Raw genomic sequence first — 16,811 nt, forward strand, 5'->3', positions numbered from 1 at the left:
GGCGATTTCAAATTATTTAGCGTCAGAGTGTATTTATGGGCGGTGCACTTCAGCGATGAAATTCGCGCATGCTATTTGCCGCTTTTCAGCATGATGCAACAAGCCCGGCGTGGCGTGCAGTAAGAATGTTAATACCGGGATGCATCGTTGCCGACGCCGTTGCAATTCGATGATTTTTATTCAGTTTTCCGATATGCCGCGTGATTTTCCTGTTCGAACCTGAAACGGACCCGCGCGTGCGTTTCCCGGCATCTTTTTCGTGCGCGCCGACATGATCCGGAAAATTTTGCGCACCCGATCGCATTGCCCGATCCGGATTGGCGCCGCTGTCACCGACGCTCGATTCGCCGCCGATCGGCGTGCGCGATCCGCACGCCGCGCTCGCCCGCCTCGCCATTTCCAATCGGCGCCATGCATGATTTGCCAACCCGAAACGCGGCGATAAGCATAGTTCAAATCGTTGCTTGTCCCGCGCCCGAGGCGTCCTCCAGAATGGTTCGACACCCGCCGGCCCGATTTCGAGTCCTCACCATCCAACGCACCATGATCGACCGATTCCCGTCTCCACTGCGCCTGCTGCGATCGCTGCTGATCGCGTCCCTCGTTGCGTTGCCCGCTGCCGCCGCGCACGCCGACAAGCCCGCCACGATCCGCATCGGCGTCGCGCAGCAGGGCACCGGCGATCCGCCGACCTTCGGCGGGTCGAGCGCGGCCACCGCGCAGTTGCAGCAACTCGTCGAAAAGGAATTCGCGGCCGACGGCATCAAGGTGCAGTGGCTGTTCTTCAAGGGCGCGGGCCCGGCCGTCAACGAGGCGATCGCCAACAAGGCGCTCGACTTCGCCTACCAGGGCGACCTGCCGGCCGTGCTCGCGCGCTCGAACGGCATCAGGACGCGCCTGCTGCTCGCCGCGAGCGTGCGCTCGGGCGTCAAGATCGCGGTGCCGCCCGACTCCGGTATCCGCTCGATCACCGACCTGAAGGACCGCCGCGTGTCGATCTTCCGCGGCACGAACCTGCAGCTCGTCGCCGACAACGCGCTCGCGAAGAACGGCCTCGGCGAACGCGACCTGCGCGTGATCAACCTCGACTCCGCGAGTTCGCTCGCCGCGCTCGCGTCGAAGGGCATCGACGCGTCGGTGGGCGACTATCAGTTGTACAAACTGCGCGACGCGGGCCTCGCGAAAATCATCTACGAATCGCAGAACGACGGCCCGCAATACACGCGGCAGACCCACCTGCTCGTGCTCGACGACTTCGAGCACGCGCATCCGGACATCGTGCAACGCGTCGTCAACGCGCTGGTCAAGGGTGCGCAATGGTCGTCCGACGAAGCGAACCGCGATGCGCTGTTCAGGCTGTGGGAAAAAAGCGGCGTGCCGTATGCGTCGTGGCAGGCCGACTACGCGAACCAGCGCCTGAAGGACCGCCTGTCGCCGCTGATCGATCCGTTCCTCGTCGCGCGCTACAAGGCCGTCGCCCAGGACGCGCTGAAGCTGAAACTGATCCGCCAGCCGGTCGACGTCGACGGCTGGTTCGAGCCGAAGTACCTCGACAACGCGTTGCGCGCGCAGCACCTCGAGCACTACTGGCCGCGCTACGACGCGGCCGGCAAGCCCCTCTCCTAACCCGGACCCGCCCCGATGAGCGACACCGCGATCCCGATTCCGTCGTCCGACCCGCACGCGCGCGCCGCGCCGTCCCGCGCGGCGGCCGCGAAGCGCGTGGCGTGGCTGCTCGCGCCGTGGGCGCTGCCCGCGCTGCTGTTCGTGTTGTGGACCATCGGTAGCGCGCGCGGCTGGATCGCACCGCAGATCCTGCCGCCGCCCGCACACGTCGCCGACTCGCTCGCCGAGCTCGCGGCCAGCGGCGATCTCGCGCGCCACACGCTGATCAGCCTGCAGCGCGTGCTGGTCGGCTTCGCGGCCGGCACGCTGCTCGGTTTCGCGACCGGCGCGGCGCTCGGCCTGTCGCGCACGCTCGAAGCCTACGTGCTGCCCGGCTTCAATGCGCTCGTGCAGATTCCCGTGCTCGGCTGGCTGCCGTTCCTGCTGCTGCTCGTCGGCGTCGGCGAGCCGCTGAAGTACCTGCTGATCGCGCATGCGGCGCTCGTCCCCGTGACGATGAGCACGCTGCAGGGGTTCCGCCACGCGCCGCCCGCGCTCGATGAAGCCGCGCGCGTGTTCGGCTATACGCGCCGCCAGCGCATCGTCCACGTCGTGCTGCCGGCCGCGATTCCGACGCTCGCGACCGGCGTGCGGCTCGCATTCACGAAATCGTGGCTCGCGCTCGTCGTCGTCGAACTCGTCGCGTCGTCGGAAGGGCTCGGCTACCTGATCGTGTACGGGCGCCAGCTGTTCCAGCTCGATCTCGTGATGGCGGCGGTGATCGTGGTCGGCGCGGTCGGCCTCACGATCAATCGGCTGCTCGACGCGCTCGAAGCACGGCTGCGCCGCGGCGTGCCGTCCGCATTCCGCGGTTGAACCCGATTCAAGGATTCTCCTCCTATGCCGCTTGACGCCACGTCCGCATCGGACGCCCCATCGCCCGCCGTCAGGATCGCCCGTCGCTTTCCCGTGCCCGACTGGCGCGGTTTCGTCCTGCCGCTCGCCACGCTCGCGCTCTGGTGGGCCGTGTCGTCCGCGCACCTCGTCAAAAGCGGGCTGCTGGTCGGCCCGGCCGACGTGCTGCACACAGCGTGGACCCAGACGACCAGCGGCGCGCTGGCACGTGCATTGTCGGCATCGCTCGCGCGCGAAGCGTGCGGCTTCGCGATCGGCGCGACCGGCGGCCTGCTGCTCGGCACCGCGCTCGGGCTGTCGCGCGTCGCCGCGCGCATGGTCGGCCCGAGCTTCGACACGTTCAAGCAGATCTCGCTGTTCGCGTGGATTCCGCTGATTTCCGTCTGGTTCGGCCTCGGCGACGTCGCCAAGGTCGTGTTCCTGTCGCTCGCCGCGCTGCTGCCGGTCGCCGCGCATACGTGCGACGGCATTCATGCGGTACCGCGCACGTACGTCGACGTGGCCCGCGCGCTGCGTTATTCGCGGCTTCAGCTCGTGCGCCACGTGATCCTGCCCGCCGCGCTGCCGTCGATCTTCACCGGGCTGTATCTCGGCCTCATCTACTCGTGGCTCGCGACGCTCGGCGCCGAGTACCTGCTCGTCGCGGGCGCCGGGATCGGCAACACGCTGATCGACGGCAGCGAGCAGTTCCGGATGGATCTCGTGCTGTTCGGGATCATCGTCGTCGGCGTGACCGGCTGGGCGCTGAACGCGGTCGCGCGTGCGATCGAGCGCAAGGTGCTGGCCCGGCGCGGCGAGCTGCGCCGCTGATCGCCCTCTTCCTTCCCGTTGCTTCCCTTTCCGCCATGACGACTCTCGCTTCCGATTCGCTCGATATCCTCCACGTGAGCAAACGCTATGCGCAACGCGGCGCATCGCTCGCCGTGCTCGACGACGTGTCGCTGCACGTGCGTGCCGGCGAGTTCGTCACGATCGTCGGCGCGAGCGGCTGCGGCAAGTCGACTTTGCTGCGCCTGATCGCCGGGCTCGATACCGACTACGCGGGCGAAATCCGCGCCGGCGACGAAACGGTGCGCGACACGTCGCTGCAGCGCGGGATCGTGTTCCAGGATCACCGGCTGTTCCCGTGGCTGACGGTTGCGCAGAACATCGAGGCCGCACTGCGTAATGCGCCGCTCGACGCGCCGGCCAGGCGGCGCGCGGTAGCCGAGCACATCGCGCTCGTCGGGCTGAACGGCTTCGAGCATGCGTACCCGAACCAGCTGTCGGGCGGCATGGCGCAACGCGTCGCGATCGCGCGCGGCCTCGTGAATCGCCCGCGCGTGCTGCTGCTCGACGAACCGTTCGGCGCACTCGATGCACAGACGCGCGCGCGGATGCAGAACGAACTGCTGCGCATCTGGGAACAGGAACGCATCACGATGGTGCTGGTCACGCACGACGTCGACGAAGCCGTGTATCTCGGCGATCGCGTCGTCACGATGGCGCCGCGTCCGGGACGCATCGAGCGCATCCTCGACGTCGCGTTGCCGCGCCCGCGCCGGCGCGACTCGCCGGAATTCGCGCGGCTGCGCGACGCGGTGCTCGCCGATTTCGACGATCTCGAACCGCCCGGCAACGGCGGCAGCGGCAGCCGGGCAAACCGTGACGAGGCGCTCGATGCGCACCGGATCGGCGCATGGCGGCTCGCGTGGTGATGCGCTCACGCGGCGGGCCCGATGCCGTGCCCGAAACGCTCAGCATGCCGACACATATCGATCATCACGGCGCGCACTAAGGTTGTGACGATTCATCGGTTCCGGTTCCGCGCGGTCCCTGCTTGAATGGAGACTCGATCGACCCGACCCAGGAGACTCCCGATGTCCGAAGTCCAGCACGCCGCTCACCCGTCATCGCATGCTTCGCACGCCGCCGCGCCGCGCACGGCCGCCGTCCCGCTTCAGCTTCGCCAGGTCGCCGGCCGGATCGGCGCCGAAATCGCCGGTGTCCGGCTGTCGGGCACGCTCGACGACGCGACGTTCGACGCGATCCAGGCCGCGCTGCTGCGCCACAAGGTGCTGTTCTTCCGCAACCAGGGCCATCTCGACGACACCGCGCAGGAAGCCTTCGCGCGCCGCTTCGGCGAGACGGTCGCCCACCCGACCGTGCCCTCCGTCGACGGCAGCGCGCACCTGCTCGAACTCGATTCCGCGCACGGCGCGCGCGCCAATTCGTGGCACACCGACGTGACGTTCGTCGACGCGTACCCGAAGGTGTCGATCCTGCGCGCGGTCGTGATTCCGCCGTTCGGCGGCGACACCGTGTGGGCCAACACGGCGGCCGCATACACGCATCTTCCCGAGTCGCTGCGCGCGCTCGCCGACACGCTGTGGGCGGTGCACACGAACGCGTACGACTACGCGTCGACGCACGTGCATGCCGACGACACGCAACTGAAGCGCTACCGCGAAGTGTTCACGTCGACCGTCTACGAAACCGAACATCCGGTCGTGCGCGTGCATCCGGAGACCGGCGAGCGCACGCTCGTGCTCGGACACTTCGTGCAGAAAATCAAGGGGCTGTCGTCGCAGGATTCCGCCCATCTGCTGCAGGTGCTGCACGAACACGTGACGCGCCTCGAGAACACCGTGCGCTGGAACTGGCAGCAAGGCGACGTCGCGATCTGGGACAACCGCGCGACGCAGCACTACGCGATCAACGACTACGGCGATGCACGCCGCGTCGTGCGTCGCGCGACCGTTCACGGCGACGTGCCGGTCGGCATCGACGGCCGCCGCAGCGTCGTGCTGAAGGGGCCCGGCGCGACGCTGCAATGACGTTCCCCGCACGGTGGCGGCTTCGGTCGCCACCGTGCCGGCGCCACCCTGCATTCCCGCCTTCCCGACCGGAGGATCCGACCATGACCTTCCCGCCACCGGGCCGACGCTTGCATGCGCAACGATGTCGCCGTCCGTCCGCCCCGTTCACTTCCGCCAGGAGCGTCGCATGAGCGCCCTACCCGTACCCGCCGCCGAGCCGGTCGACGTGATCCCGCTGTCCGCCCACATCGGCGCGGAGATCCGCGGCATCGACCTCACCCAGCCGCTGACCACGCCGCAGATCGCCGCGATTCGCGCCGCACTGCTGAAATGGCGCGTGATCTTCTTCCGCGAGCAGTTCCTCACGCACGAGCAGCATGTCGCGTTCTCCGCGCAGTTCGGCGAGCCGACCGTCGGCCACCCGGTGTTCGGCCACGTCGACGGTCATCCGGCCGTCTATTCGATCGCGAAGCATCGCAAGGCGACGCGCTTCGAAGGCGAGCCGGTACGCCGGCCGTGGACGGGCTGGCACACCGACGTGACGGCCGCCGTCAATCCGCCGTGGGCGTCGATCCTGCGCGGCGTGACGATTCCGCCGTACGGCGGTGACACGCACTGGACCAACCTCGTGCGCGCCTATGAAACGCTGTCCGCACCGCTGCGCGGCTTCGTCGACGGCTTGCGCGGCATCCATCGCTTCACGCCGCCGCCCGGTGCACGCGCGACCGGCGCATTCGACGAAGCCGTCGAGCGCCGCCCGCTCGTGACCGAGCATCCGCTGGTGCGCGTGCATCCGGAGACCGGCGAACGCGCGCTGTACGTGAGCCCGAGTTTCCTGAAGTCGATCGTCGGGCTCACGCCGCGCGAGAGCCAGGCCCTGCTCGAACTGCTGTGGGAACACGTGACACGGCCGGAATTCACGATCCGCTTCAAGTGGGAGCCGCGCAGCATCGCGTTCTGGGACAACCGCGCGACCGCGCATCTCGCGCCGGTCGACATCTTCGATCTCGACTTCGATCGCCAGCTCTACCGCACGACGCTCATCGGCGACGTGCCGGTCGGCCCCGACGGCCGGGCGTCCGTCGCGCTCGAGGGCTCGCCGGTCGAGGCAGCGGCCGCGGTCGCGCTGAACTGACCGCCGTGTCGACAGCCGGCGCACCCGCGCCGGCTTCCTGCCTCAATCCAGCCACACGCCGTCGAACCGGTGCCCGCCGAGCGGCGAGAACGTCAGCCCGTGCACGCGCTTCGAGATCGGCAGCGACACGATCGACGTCGCGATCGGCGTGAACGGCACCTGATCCTTGAAGACGACCTGTGCCTGCTCGTAGAGCGACGTGCGTTTCGCGACGTCCGAGTTCGTGCGCGCCGCGCTGACGAGCCGCTCGAAATCCGCGTTGCACCATTTCGCGAGATTGCTGCCGTGCACCGCCTCGCAGCCGAGCAGCGTGCCGAGCCAGTTGTCGGGGTCGCCGTTGTCGCCCGACCAGCCATACAGGATCGCGTCGTGCTGCCCGTCGCGTTTCGCGCGGCGGTTGTATTCGCCCCACTCGTAGCTGACGATCTTCGCGCGCACGCCGATCTTCGCCCAGTCCTGCTGGATCAGTTGCGCCATCAGCTGCGCGTTCGGGTTGTACGGGCGCTGCACCGGCATCGCCCACAGCGTCAGGTCGAAGCCGTTCGGGAATCCCGCCTGCGCGAGCAGCGCCTTCGCGGCGGCAGGATCGCGCGGCGCATCCTTCAGGCGCGGGTTGTACGACCATTGCGCGGGCGGCATCGGGTTCGTCGCGATCGTCGCATCGCCGTTGAACACGGTCTTGATGATCGCCGTCTTGTCGATCGCGATGTCGAGCGCGCGCCGCACGTCGACGCGATCGAGCGGCGGATGCTGCGTGTTGTACGCGACGAAGCCGACGTTGAAGCCCGTCCCCGAAAACAGCGTCAGCTTCGGATCCCGCCGCACCGTTTCGAGATCGGCCGGCCGCGGGAACACCGACACCTGGCACTCGCCGGCCGTGAGCTTCTGCAGGCGCGCGGCCGGATCGGGCGTGATCGCGAACACGAGATGCGCGAGCTTCACGTCGTCCGGCTTCCAGTAGTCGGGATTCGCGTCGTAGCGGATCACGGCGTCCTTCTGGTACGCGCGCAGCTGGAACGGCCCCGTGCCGACCGGGAGCTGGTTGATGTCGGCTTCGCGATGGCGCGCCGTCAACTGCGACGCATATTCGGCCGACAGGATCGACGCGAACGCCATCGCGAGATTGCGCACGAACACGACGTCGGGCTGCTTCAGCACGAAGCGCACCGTATCGTCGTCGAGCTTTTCGATGCGCTCGATGTTGCGGTCGAACCCGAGATCGCTGAAGTACGGGAAACTGACCGGGTAGGCCTTGCGGAACGGATCGTCGGGATCGAGCATCCGGCGGAACGTGAACACGACGTCGTCCGCCTGGAACGGACGCGTCGGCGTGAACCACGCGGTCGTCTGGAACTTCACGCCGCGCCGCAGGTGGAACGTGTAGACGCGCTGGTCGGGCGACACGTCCCAGCTCGTTGCGAGCGACGGCACGAGATCGAGCGTGCCGCGCTTGAACTGCACGAGCCCGTTGTAGACCGTGTACGTGCTCGCGTCGAAATCGGTGCTGGTCGTGTGCTGGCCCGGATCGAAGCCGGCCGGGCTGCCTTCGGTGCAGTACACGAGCGTCTTGCCGGCCGGCGCCGCGAACGCGTGCGTGACCGTGCCGGCGAGCAGCAGCGATGCGGCCACGCCGCGCAGCACTGCAACGGCAACGGAGGTGTGCCGCGCACGATGCGCGGCCGATGAAACGAATGGAATCTTCATGGTGGCGGTCAGGGAAGGACTGTCATGCGAATGACGACCGCCGATCTTCGCGCGCCGCCCGCCGATCGCTTACCAATTAATTCCGCGTTGCTTATCGCCGCGGATGCATCCCGCTGCCACCGCATGGAAACGTCCGCGCGAGCACCGTGGACATGCGTGCGAATGCCGCTGCAGCGGCCCGCCCCGCGTCGCGCATCGACGCCGTTCGCGGTCCATCCTTCCGGCCCCCTGCAGGTTCTCCGGAATGGGCGCATCGTATCGGTTGGTCAACGCCGGCAGCGGTGCGCGGGGATACGCCCGGCGCACGCGTTCCGGCGCGGCGTGCCTGCCGGCGCGCCGCCCCTTCCTGGAGGACCCACGATGTCGCTCAACCCCGCTACGCCCTCTCGTCCCGTGAAGTCGCCGGGCCCCGATCATCCGATCACGATCGAACCGCACCCGTCGCGCGTCGTGGTCAAGGTGGCCGGCAAGATCGTCGCCGATACGCGCCGTGCGCTCGCGCTGCGCGAAGCCAGCTATCCGGCCGTGCTGTACGTTCCGCGCGAGGATGCCGACATGGCGCTGCTGCAACGCACCGACCATGCGACGTACTGCCCGTACAAGGGCGATTGCGCGTACTACTCGATTCCCGCCGGCGGCGCACGCTCGACCAACGCGGTGTGGACGTACGAGCATCCGAACCCGGCCGTCGAATCGATCCGCGCGCACCTCGCGTTCTATCCGGATCGCGTCGACGCGATCGAGGAAAGCCCGCTCGGCACCGATTGAGCGCGGCGCCGCGCCGGCGTTCACGTATTGTCCGCCCGCTGATTTGCATATGCGGATTCGTTGGTTGGCCGCCAGCCCGCGCGGCCGTATCGTCGTCCATCCGGCGCGGGCGCGGCCGGCCGCGCGCATCGACCGCATCCGGCTGCGTCCCGTGCCGGTCGCGCCGACAGCCCGCGCGACCCGTGAACCCGCCAGCAGGACGCCTCGATGAACGACCTACCGCACGCAGATCTTGAAACGACCCCGGCAAACCCGCGCCGCCGCCAGTGGCTGCACGGCGCGGCCGCCGGACTGGCCGGGCTCGCGCTCGGCCCGCTCGCGGGCATGCCTGCACTGGCTCAGGGCAGCGACAAGCGGCTGCGCATCGGTTTCCAGAAATACGGCAACTTCGTCATACTCAAGGCGCGCGGCACGCTCGAGAAGCGGCTCGCAAGCCAGGGCGTGGCGGTCCAGTGGCTCGAATTCCCGGCCGGTCCGCAATTGCTCGAGGGGCTGAACGCCGGCGCGATCGACGTCGGCACGGTCGGCGAAACGCCGCCGATCTTCGCGCAGGCCGCGGGCGTCGATTTCGTCTATATCGGCAACGAACCGCCCGCGCCGCACGGCGAGGCGATCGTCGTGCTGCCCGATTCGCCGATCCGCACCGTCGCGCAGCTGCGCGGCAAGAAGGTCGCGTTCAACAAGGGTTCGAACGTCCACTACCTGCTCGTGAAGGCGCTGGAGCATGCGGGCCTCACGTATGCCGACATCCAGCCGATCTACCTGACGCCCGCCGACGCGCGCGCCGCGTTCGTGCAGCGCAACGTCGACGCGTGGGTGATCTGGGATCCGTACCTGGCCGCGGCCGAACGGCAGCTCGGCGCACGCGTGATCGCGGACGGCGACGGGCTCGTGCGCAACACGCAGTACTACCTCGCCGCCCGCAAGTATGCGGCCGCGCAGCCGCAGGTGCTGCGCACGCTGCTCGAGGAAGTCGACGCGGTCGATCGCTGGGGGCGCGACCATGTTCCGGAAGTCGCCGCGCAACTGTCGCCGCTCGTCGGCCTCGATGCGCCGACGCTCGAAGTCGCGCTCAAGCGTGCCGGCTACGGCGTGCAGCCCGTCACCGATGCGACGCTGGCGTACCAGCAGGGCATCGCCGACGCGTTCAGCACGCTGAAGCTGATTCCCGGCAAGGTGACCGTCGCCAACGCGCGCTGACGCACCGCTGCCGCGACGCGTTACGGCGAACGCGTCGCGCCGATCCGCCGCCATTCGTCGTAATCGGTGACGAGACCCGCGTCGTCGACCGCGATATCGGCCGCATACGCGCCGCTCTCGTAGCGGTACACGTGCTCCGCCGTGCGCGCATAGCGCTGCTCGCCGCGCACGATCTCGAACGACGGAAAACGCAGCCACGCGGTACGAATGACGGCCGATGCGCCGACCGCCAGCCCGAGACGCCGGATCGGCAGCGTATTGGTCGACGGACTGAAGCCGAGATCGATGTCGGTCGCGCCCGCGAGGGCCGGCGCTGCGTCACCGTCGATCGTCCAGTGCCCCGCGTCGCATTCGATCGCGAGTTGCCGGGGCGGCGCTGCGCCGAGCCAGTATGTCACGCGCACCGAGCGCGTCAGCCAGTCGGCGCCGCATACGATCGCATAGTCGACGCGAAACGGCGTGCCGTCGAGCGCGCCCGCCACTGCTCCCGACAGGTCGATGCCCGCACGCGTCTCGGCGAGCCGGCACCATTCGGCCGCCTGCCAGGTCTGCGCGATCTGCCATGCGACGCAGCGCGTGCGCGCCGCTTCGTCCCGTTGTGTCATGTCGGCTCCCGTCGATCGCATGAGCCGGATTTTCGCTCACGGCGTCGATGATCTCACGGCCTTTGTCTGGCGCGTGCCTTCGTACCGATACCGAGTATCGGCTCGTCGCGCACCTTCGGTACCGGTCCTGCTTTGGTACCATCACCGCTCGGTATCACCCGAACCGGACAAGGGGCGTGATTTCATGGATTTGCTGGCGACGATGCGCATCTACGTCAGGGTCGTCGAGCGCGGCACGATGTCGGGCGCGGCACGGGATCTGGACATGGGCCAACCGGCCGTCAGCGAGCGCATCGACAAGCTCGAAAAACGTCTCGGCACACGTCTGCTGATGCGCAGTGCGCGTACGCTCACATGCACCGACGAAGGCCGCATTTTCTACGAACGCAGCAAGGCGCTGCTCGAAGCGGCCGAAGCGTCGATCGCAGCGGTTTCGAAAACGGAAAACACGCTCGGCGGCACGATCCGGCTCGCCGCGCCGCAATGCTTCGGCGAGGTCGTGATTCCGCAGGCGCTGATGCATATCCGCACCGCGTATCCGCAACTGCACATCGACCTGGTGCTGAACGACAACATCGTCGATCCGGTCACGGAAGGCGTCGACATCTCGATCCGCCTCGGCCAGCTCGGCGACGGCGGATTCGTCGCGCATCCGCTCGGCCAGGTCGACCGCGTGCTCGTGGCCGCGCCCGCCTATCTCGACCGCCTCGGCCCGATCGACACGAAGGCCGATCTGGCGAACCACCCGTTCATCCGCGTCAAGGGCATCTTCGCGAACGAGCAGTTGCCGCTGCGGAGTGAAGACAAGACGCTCGAATACGCGCGGATCCAGACGGTGATGACGACGAGCCACTGGCGCCCGATGTTCGACACGATCCTGGCCGGCGGCGGCATCGGCGTCGTGCAGGCGCCGGCCTGCGCCCATGCGCTCGCGCACGGCAGGCTCGTCGAGATTCTGCCGCAATACACGATCCCCGCATCCGCGCTCAACGCGCTGGTCCAGGCGCAACGGCCGCTGCCGCCGCGCGTGCGGGTCGTCGTCGATCTGCTGAAGAAGGAGATTCCGGCGCTTTTGGACGGAAGCAAACCCTGAGCGCGCATACCCGCCCGAGCGGTACCGTCTGCTTTCCGGACAACTGAAGCCTCGCCTCGAAACCGTCCGTCGATTCGATCCGATTCGATTCCATGCGGCCACGCGTTTGCCGGCGCCGTCGCGTCGTTGCCCGTGCAGCCGCCACGCAGTCACGCAGTCACGCGCGCCGCATCACCACGCCTGCCGATAGATCGCCAGCGCGTCGGCTTCCGTCACCTCGCGCGGATTGTTCACGAGCAGGCGCGTCTGCAGCATCGCGTCCGACGCCATCCTCGGCAGGTCGCCCTCGCCGATGCCGACCTCGCGCAGCGTGCGCGGAATGCCCGTCGCGACGATCAGGCGATCGATCTCGTCGATCAGCGCCTGCGTCCTCGCGTCGTCGCTCCCCGCGGCCGACGGCGCGACGATCGCCGCGAGTTCCGCATACAGCGGCGCGGCAGCCTGCGCATTGAAGCGCAGCACGTGCGGCAGCACGAGCGCGTTCGACAGCCCGTGCGGCACGTGGAACATGCCGCCGACCGGATAGGCCAACGCATGCACGGCCGCGACCGGCGCGTTCGCGAATGCCTGGCCGGCGAACATCGCGCCGACCAGCATCGCTTCGCGCGCGCGGCGATCGTTGCCGTCGTCGCAGGCCTTCAGCAGGTTGCGCGACAGCAGCGTCAATGCGTGCACGGCCAGCATGTCGGACACCGGATTCTTCAGCCGCGACGACGTATAGGCCTCGATCGCGTGCACCATCGCGTCGATGCCCGTCGCGGCGGTTGCCGCGCGCGGCAGCCCGAGCGTCAGCTCGGCGTCGAGGATCGCGACGTCCGCGAACAGCTGCGGCGACACGACGCCCATCTTGCGCGCCTCGCCGACCGTGACGATCGACACGGCCGTCACTTCGGAGCCGGTGCCGGCCGTGGTCGGCATCTGCACGAGCGGCAGCCGGGACGTGGCAACCTTGTCGACGCCGTACATGTCGGCCAGCGCCTGCCGCCCCGGCGCGAGCACCGCGATCAGCTTCGCGACGTCCATCGACGAACCGCCGCCGAGGCCGAGCACGATCTCGGCATCGGCCGCCACCGCCCGCGCGGTCGCCTCGAGCACGACGTGCTCGGGCGGATCGGCGATCACGTCGTCGATCACGGTCACCTGCCAGCCGTGCGCGGCGAGGCTCTCCAGCGCGGGCGCGAGCACGCCGCTGCGATGCAGGAACGCGTCGGTGACGACGCACAGCCGCGCGAGCGCCGGAAAGCGTTCGCGCAACAGCGCGCCGAGCCGGCGCGCGGCGCCGAATTCGACGATCTGCGTCGGCACGGTACGGAATTGAAACGGGTTCATCGGGTGCCTCCCGGTGGCGTCGCCGTGCCGGTGTCCGGCTGCACCATGTACTGCGTCACGTCGCGGCGATCGAGCAACGGAATGATCGCGCCGACACCGAGCCGCTGGAAATGCGGCGTTTCCCGATGCACGTCGAGGCCGTCGGCATCGCGGTAACGCTCGAGGATCACGATATGGTCGGGATCGACCGGCGACCGGAAGTACGCATAGTCGAGGTTCTTCGGCTCGGCCCGCGTGGCCGGCGCGAGTTCCGCGAGCAATTCGATCACGCGGTCGCCGTTGCCGGGTTTCGCGAAGAAATGGGCGATGACCTGCAGGTAAGGTTCGTTCATGCTGCGCTCCGTATTCGCCAGCGGCCCGTCATGACGGGCCGTCATTCGACCATGCGCGGTCGCTCGTCGAGGGCGGCAGTCGGCGGCCCGACACGGTGCCGACGCCTCGTCGTCGCATTGTATTGAATCGGTGCCGCTTGCGCCGCGCACGCGTCATGCATGCGACGGCACGCTTCGCGCGAAGGGTTCACGGCAGGGCCGTCGAATGCCCGCGCGTCACACCAGCCGGCCGCCCCCGTCGACATGCAGGATTTCGGCATTCATGAAGCCGTTGCCCAGCAGGAACGCGATCGCTCCGCCGACTTCGTCGGCGCGACCGACGCGTCCGCCAGCTGTCCGCCGGTGAGCACGATCGAGCCGGTCGCGGGCATCAGCGGCAACGCGGCGCGGATCGCATGGACCGGCCCGGCGATACGCTCCTGCAGCGCGGCGAGCAGAATTCCGAATTCCGGCTATTGCATCGCCCCCCGGGCGGCGCCGGTGGGCCCTTCGGCTAAAATGCCGCACTTTCCACCTTGTCCGGCCCGCTCGCCATGCAACCCGCTTCCCCCGCCCGATCCGCCGCCCACGGCGCCGACGATGCAGACCTGTCGCACGACCTCGTCTACGGTCCCGACGACCGGCCCGCGCCGATGGTCGCCTTCGTCGCCGCGCTGCAGCACCTGCTGGCGATCATCGTGCCGATCGTCACGCCCGGCCTGCTGATCTGCCAGGCGCTCGGCGTATCGAGTCGGGATACGACCCTTATCGTGTCGATGTCGCTGGTGATTTCCGGCATCGCGACCTTCGTGCAGTGCAAGCGCTTCGGCCCGCTCGGCGCCGGCCTCCTGATCGTGCAGGGCACCAGCTTCAACTTCGTCGGCCCGCTGATCGCCGGCGGCAGCGTGATGGTCAAGCAAGGCACGCCGGTCGAGACCGTGATGGCCGCGATCTTCGGCGTCGTGATCGCCGGTTCGTTCGTCGAGATGGGCGTGTCGCGCATCCTGCCGTTCGTGAAGCGCCTGATCACGCCGCTCGTCACCGGCATCGTCGTGCTGCTGATCGGCCTCACGCTGATCAAGGTCGGCCTCATCAGCATGGGCGGCGGCTACGGCGCGATGGCCAACGGCACGTTCGCGAGCGCCCAGAACCTGACGCTGTCGTGCCTCGTGCTCGGCACCATCATCCTGCTGAATCGCGTGCCGATCGTGTGGGTGCGCAGCACCGCACTCGTGATCGCGCTCGTGATCGGCTACGCCGCGGCTGCCGTGCTCGGCCGCCTCGATTTCACCGGCGTGCACCAGGCCGCGCTGTTCCAGGTCCCGACGCCGCTGCATTTCGGCATCGGCTTCTCATGGTCGCTGTTCGTGCCGATGCTGATCATCTACCTCGTCACGTCGCTCGAAGCGATCGGCGACGTCACCGCCACCAGCAAGATCTCGAAGGAGCCGGTCGAAGGGCCGGTGTGGATGCGGCGGATCAAGGGCGGCGTGCTCGTGAACGGCGCGAACTCGCTGCTGGCCGGCGTCTTCAACACGTTCCCGAGCTCCGTGTTCGCGCAGAACAACGGCGTGATCCAGATCACCGGCGTCGCGAGCCGCTACGTCGGCATCTGGATCGCGGGCATGCTCGTGGTGCTCGGCCTGTTCCCGGTCGTCGCGGGCGCGCTGCAGGCCGTGCCGGAGCCCGTGCTCGGCGGTGCGGCAATGGTGATGTTCGGCGCGGTGGCCGCATCGGGCATCAACATCCTGTCCGGCGTCCAGCTCGATCGCCGCGCGCTGCTGATCATCGCGGTGTCGCTCGCACTCGGCCTCGGCGTGTCGCAAGTGCCGGACATTCTGAACAGCCTGCCGCATGCACTGAAGAACGTACTGGAGTCGGGTGTCGCGACGGGCGGCATCTGCGCGCTCGTGATGAACTGGTTCTTGCCGGAACAGAAGTAACGCTACGGACTCCATGACGACGCGGTCCGGCCGACGGGCCGCGTCGCGCTCGACGAGCCCGGCTTGGCCGGGCGCCCGACTCTCGCTAGAATCGGTTCATGCCTCAAGCCCCCATCTCCACGAATGCGCCGGAAGCCAGTGCGGTCCCCGTCAAGGAACGCGCGACCGTCGTCTGCTACCGCGAACGGCAGGTCCTGCTCGTCGCGCGCGCATCGTCGCGCTGGGCACTGCCCGGCGGCACGATCAAGCGCGGCGAAACGCCGCTCGAAGCCGCGCATCGGGAGCTGCAGGAAGAGACCGGCATCACCGGCCAGGACCTCGTCTATTCGATGCAGTTCACGGGGCTCGCGAAGGTGCATCACGTGTTCTTCGCCGAAGTCGGCCCGGAGCACACGGCCCAGGCGAGCAACGAGATCGAGAAGTGCAAGTGGTTTCGCATCGACAACGTCGACGAACTGCGCGCGAGCATCCCGACGAAACGCATCGTCGAGCTCGTCTACGAGCACGAAATCCTCGAGTAGGTAGACACCCCACCCCCGCCGGCTCGCGCGAGCCGATATGATGCGCCCACGGTCCATCACCGCGTTCCCTTCCGAGCGAGCTGCAGATGAACAGTGCGTACACCTACCGCGGGTACACGATCGATATCCGCTGCGAATTCCGGCTCGACGAATCGCGCGACGACGCGCCGCCCGCCCAGCTGCGGTTCGGGTTCGTCGCGGTCGTGCAGGTACGCTCGGCCGGCAGCGCGCCGCGCCTGCTCGGACCGATTCGCCTCGCCGACGACGGCGGCCACCTGTTCCGCAACACCCGCAATGCGTTGCGCGCAGGCCGCGCGGCCGGCGAAATCCTCGTCGACGATCTGCTGGTCGATACGGGTCAGGCAAAAGGACGCGCGCATTCCTGAGCCGTCGATCGGCCCGGCATCATCTTTGCGGCGTTTTGCGGAGCGCGCGTGCCGGCGCTCAGTGCAGGCGCTTTCGTCGTAGTTCGTGTGTGGAATAGACGGCGAGGAAGATACCGAGCATCGCAACGCCGGACGCCAGGAAGTCGTTTGCGGTTCCCGTGCTATTCAGCGATTTCGGGAAGATGCCGAGACTCAGCCCTGCGGCAGCCAGAAACACGCCTGCCGCCACACCCCACACCGGTCCGGTGGTCTTTTCGATTGTGTTTTTCATACAGCACCCGTCTACAGTCTTTGCCTGAATGGCGGCGGCGCATGGCGCTCGCATCTACCATTCGTGATTCGACTATAGCGGCGAAATAATCAGGGCGGATTTAGTGCTTTCACCGATCAAGTTTTTGCCGATCGCGAACATGCCGTGTCCCGGCGACTCATGCCCTGCTCGATCGATCCGGACAGGATTCCCTCGCTGTGAGCCTTATTGCCTGCCATTGCGTCGCG

18 protein-coding genes are annotated in these 16,811 nt (G+C 68.0%); 12 read left to right on the top strand and 6 right to left on the bottom strand.

The genetic code is table 11. The features are described from left to right. Positions 1-85 precede the first annotated feature (85 nt). Entirely contained in the window at positions 86-427 is a 342-nt protein-coding gene (locus DIE12_RS11050; RefSeq protein ID WP_124521162.1) for a hypothetical protein, read from the bottom strand. Between the two features lie 116 nt (positions 428-543). On the opposite strand from DIE12_RS11050, the gene DIE12_RS11055 reads away from it, so the two are divergent. The 6 genes from DIE12_RS11055 to DIE12_RS11080 all read left to right on the top strand — a co-directional run bounded on the left by DIE12_RS11055 (position 544) and on the right by DIE12_RS11080 (position 6,453). Then, positions 544-1,626, top strand: coding sequence for an ABC transporter substrate-binding protein (locus DIE12_RS11055; RefSeq protein ID WP_124488394.1), 1,083 nt, complete (start codon positions 544-546; stop codon positions 1,624-1,626). A gap of 15 nt (positions 1,627-1,641) precedes the next feature. Continuing rightward, positions 1,642-2,481 carry an ABC transporter permease gene (locus tag DIE12_RS11060; RefSeq protein ID WP_124521164.1) on the top strand — a complete coding sequence of 280 codons (840 nt, stop codon included), beginning with the start codon at positions 1,642-1,644 and terminating at the stop codon, positions 2,479-2,481. Between the two features lie 24 nt (positions 2,482-2,505). Then, a complete protein-coding gene (locus tag DIE12_RS11065) occupies positions 2,506-3,330 on the top strand; it encodes an ABC transporter permease (RefSeq protein WP_124521166.1) in 825 nt (274 codons plus the stop codon). A 35-nt stretch (positions 3,331-3,365) separates the two neighbouring features. Then, positions 3,366-4,217 (top strand): ABC transporter ATP-binding protein, encoded by an 852-nt coding sequence (locus tag DIE12_RS11070; RefSeq protein ID WP_124488391.1) that lies wholly within the window; start codon positions 3,366-3,368, stop codon positions 4,215-4,217. 162 nt (positions 4,218-4,379) lie between these two features. Then, the gene (locus DIE12_RS11075; RefSeq protein WP_044843861.1) at positions 4,380-5,336 is read left to right on the top strand and encodes a TauD/TfdA family dioxygenase; all 957 of its coding nucleotides are present in this window, start codon (positions 4,380-4,382) and stop codon (positions 5,334-5,336) included. 169 nt (positions 5,337-5,505) lie between these two features. Beyond that, positions 5,506-6,453: a TauD/TfdA family dioxygenase gene (locus DIE12_RS11080; protein ID WP_124521168.1), complete on the top strand. Its 948-nt coding sequence runs from the start codon at positions 5,506-5,508 to the stop codon at positions 6,451-6,453. Between the two features lie 42 nt (positions 6,454-6,495). On the opposite strand, the gene DIE12_RS11085 is transcribed toward DIE12_RS11080, so the two are convergent. After that, positions 6,496-8,157, bottom strand: a complete 1,662-nt coding sequence (locus tag DIE12_RS11085) for an ABC transporter substrate-binding protein (protein ID WP_124521170.1) — start codon at positions 8,155-8,157, stop codon at positions 6,496-6,498. A 360-nt stretch (positions 8,158-8,517) separates the two neighbouring features. Between DIE12_RS11085 and DIE12_RS11090 the strand changes: the two genes are divergently transcribed. Together DIE12_RS11090 and DIE12_RS11095 are read left to right on the top strand one after the other, a co-directional pair. After that, the gene (locus tag DIE12_RS11090; RefSeq protein WP_124488388.1) at positions 8,518-8,925 is read left to right on the top strand and encodes a DUF427 domain-containing protein; all 408 of its coding nucleotides are present in this window, start codon (positions 8,518-8,520) and stop codon (positions 8,923-8,925) included. A gap of 207 nt (positions 8,926-9,132) precedes the next feature. Next, positions 9,133-10,125 (top strand): sulfonate ABC transporter substrate-binding protein, encoded by a 993-nt coding sequence (locus DIE12_RS11095; protein ID WP_124488387.1) that lies wholly within the window; start codon positions 9,133-9,135, stop codon positions 10,123-10,125. Between the two features lie 20 nt (positions 10,126-10,145). Here DIE12_RS11095 and DIE12_RS11100 read toward each other — a convergent pair whose 3' ends face one another. Beyond that, a complete protein-coding gene (locus DIE12_RS11100; RefSeq protein ID WP_124521172.1) occupies positions 10,146-10,730 on the bottom strand; it encodes a putative glycolipid-binding domain-containing protein in 585 nt (194 codons plus the stop codon). A gap of 184 nt (positions 10,731-10,914) precedes the next feature. Here DIE12_RS11100 and DIE12_RS11105 point away from each other — a divergent pair, with 184 nt between their 5' ends. Further along, the gene (locus DIE12_RS11105; RefSeq protein ID WP_124521174.1) at positions 10,915-11,823 is read left to right on the top strand and encodes a LysR family transcriptional regulator; all 909 of its coding nucleotides are present in this window, start codon (positions 10,915-10,917) and stop codon (positions 11,821-11,823) included. Positions 11,824-11,994: 171 nt separating this feature from the next. Here DIE12_RS11105 and DIE12_RS11110 read toward each other — a convergent pair whose 3' ends face one another. Beyond that, complete coding sequence (locus DIE12_RS11110; RefSeq protein WP_124521176.1) at positions 11,995-13,152, bottom strand: iron-containing alcohol dehydrogenase; 1,158 nt, start codon at positions 13,150-13,152, stop codon at positions 11,995-11,997. Continuing rightward, complete coding sequence (locus tag DIE12_RS11115) at positions 13,149-13,484, bottom strand: putative quinol monooxygenase (protein ID WP_124488383.1); 336 nt, start codon at positions 13,482-13,484, stop codon at positions 13,149-13,151. The genes DIE12_RS11110 and DIE12_RS11115 overlap by 4 nt, the downstream gene beginning before the upstream one ends. 533 nt (positions 13,485-14,017) lie before the next feature. Between DIE12_RS11115 and DIE12_RS11130 the strand changes: the two genes are divergently transcribed. From DIE12_RS11130 to DIE12_RS11140, 3 genes are all read left to right on the top strand, one after another. After that, complete coding sequence (locus DIE12_RS11130) at positions 14,018-15,406, top strand: nucleobase:cation symporter-2 family protein (RefSeq protein WP_124521178.1); 1,389 nt, start codon at positions 14,018-14,020, stop codon at positions 15,404-15,406. A gap of 98 nt (positions 15,407-15,504) precedes the next feature. Next, complete coding sequence (locus DIE12_RS11135) at positions 15,505-15,927, top strand: NUDIX hydrolase (protein WP_124521180.1); 423 nt, start codon at positions 15,505-15,507, stop codon at positions 15,925-15,927. 86 nt (positions 15,928-16,013) lie between these two features. Further along, a complete protein-coding gene (locus DIE12_RS11140) occupies positions 16,014-16,313 on the top strand; it encodes a hydrogenase maturation factor (protein WP_124488380.1) in 300 nt (99 codons plus the stop codon). Positions 16,314-16,371: 58 nt separating this feature from the next. Here the strand turns inward: DIE12_RS11140 and DIE12_RS11145 are convergent, their stop codons facing one another. Next, a complete protein-coding gene (locus tag DIE12_RS11145) occupies positions 16,372-16,584 on the bottom strand; it encodes a hypothetical protein (RefSeq protein WP_044843850.1) in 213 nt (70 codons plus the stop codon). Between the last annotated feature and the right edge of the window lie 227 nt (positions 16,585-16,811).

Source organism: Burkholderia sp. Bp9015 (genome assembly GCF_003853505.1).
In the GTDB taxonomy this organism is placed as follows: Bacteria; Pseudomonadota; Gammaproteobacteria; order Burkholderiales; family Burkholderiaceae; genus Burkholderia.

Coding starts and splice junctions, on each gene's coding strand:
- DIE12_RS11090 (WP_124488388.1), top strand. CDS start 8,518: ATGTCGCTCAACCCCGCTACGCCCTCTCGTCCCGTGAAGTCGCCGGGC.
- DIE12_RS11080 (WP_124521168.1), top strand. CDS start 5,506: ATGAGCGCCCTACCCGTACCCGCCGCCGAGCCGGTCGACGTGATCCCG.
- DIE12_RS11085 (WP_124521170.1), bottom strand. CDS start 8,157: ATGAAGATTCCATTCGTTTCATCGGCCGCGCATCGTGCGCGGCACACC.
- DIE12_RS11140 (WP_124488380.1), top strand. CDS start 16,014: ATGAACAGTGCGTACACCTACCGCGGGTACACGATCGATATCCGCTGC.
- DIE12_RS11060 (WP_124521164.1), top strand. CDS start 1,642: ATGAGCGACACCGCGATCCCGATTCCGTCGTCCGACCCGCACGCGCGC.
- DIE12_RS11095 (WP_124488387.1), top strand. CDS start 9,133: ATGAACGACCTACCGCACGCAGATCTTGAAACGACCCCGGCAAACCCG.
- DIE12_RS11100 (WP_124521172.1), bottom strand. CDS start 10,730: ATGACACAACGGGACGAAGCGGCGCGCACGCGCTGCGTCGCATGGCAG.
- DIE12_RS11055 (WP_124488394.1), top strand. CDS start 544: ATGATCGACCGATTCCCGTCTCCACTGCGCCTGCTGCGATCGCTGCTG.
- DIE12_RS11065 (WP_124521166.1), top strand. CDS start 2,506: ATGCCGCTTGACGCCACGTCCGCATCGGACGCCCCATCGCCCGCCGTC.
- DIE12_RS11115 (WP_124488383.1), bottom strand. CDS start 13,484: ATGAACGAACCTTACCTGCAGGTCATCGCCCATTTCTTCGCGAAACCC.
- DIE12_RS11105 (WP_124521174.1), top strand. CDS start 10,915: ATGGATTTGCTGGCGACGATGCGCATCTACGTCAGGGTCGTCGAGCGC.
- DIE12_RS11130 (WP_124521178.1), top strand. CDS start 14,018: ATGCAACCCGCTTCCCCCGCCCGATCCGCCGCCCACGGCGCCGACGAT.
- DIE12_RS11070 (WP_124488391.1), top strand. CDS start 3,366: ATGACGACTCTCGCTTCCGATTCGCTCGATATCCTCCACGTGAGCAAA.
- DIE12_RS11075 (WP_044843861.1), top strand. CDS start 4,380: ATGTCCGAAGTCCAGCACGCCGCTCACCCGTCATCGCATGCTTCGCAC.
- DIE12_RS11145 (WP_044843850.1), bottom strand. CDS start 16,584: ATGAAAAACACAATCGAAAAGACCACCGGACCGGTGTGGGGTGTGGCG.
- DIE12_RS11110 (WP_124521176.1), bottom strand. CDS start 13,152: ATGAACCCGTTTCAATTCCGTACCGTGCCGACGCAGATCGTCGAATTC.
- DIE12_RS11135 (WP_124521180.1), top strand. CDS start 15,505: ATGCCTCAAGCCCCCATCTCCACGAATGCGCCGGAAGCCAGTGCGGTC.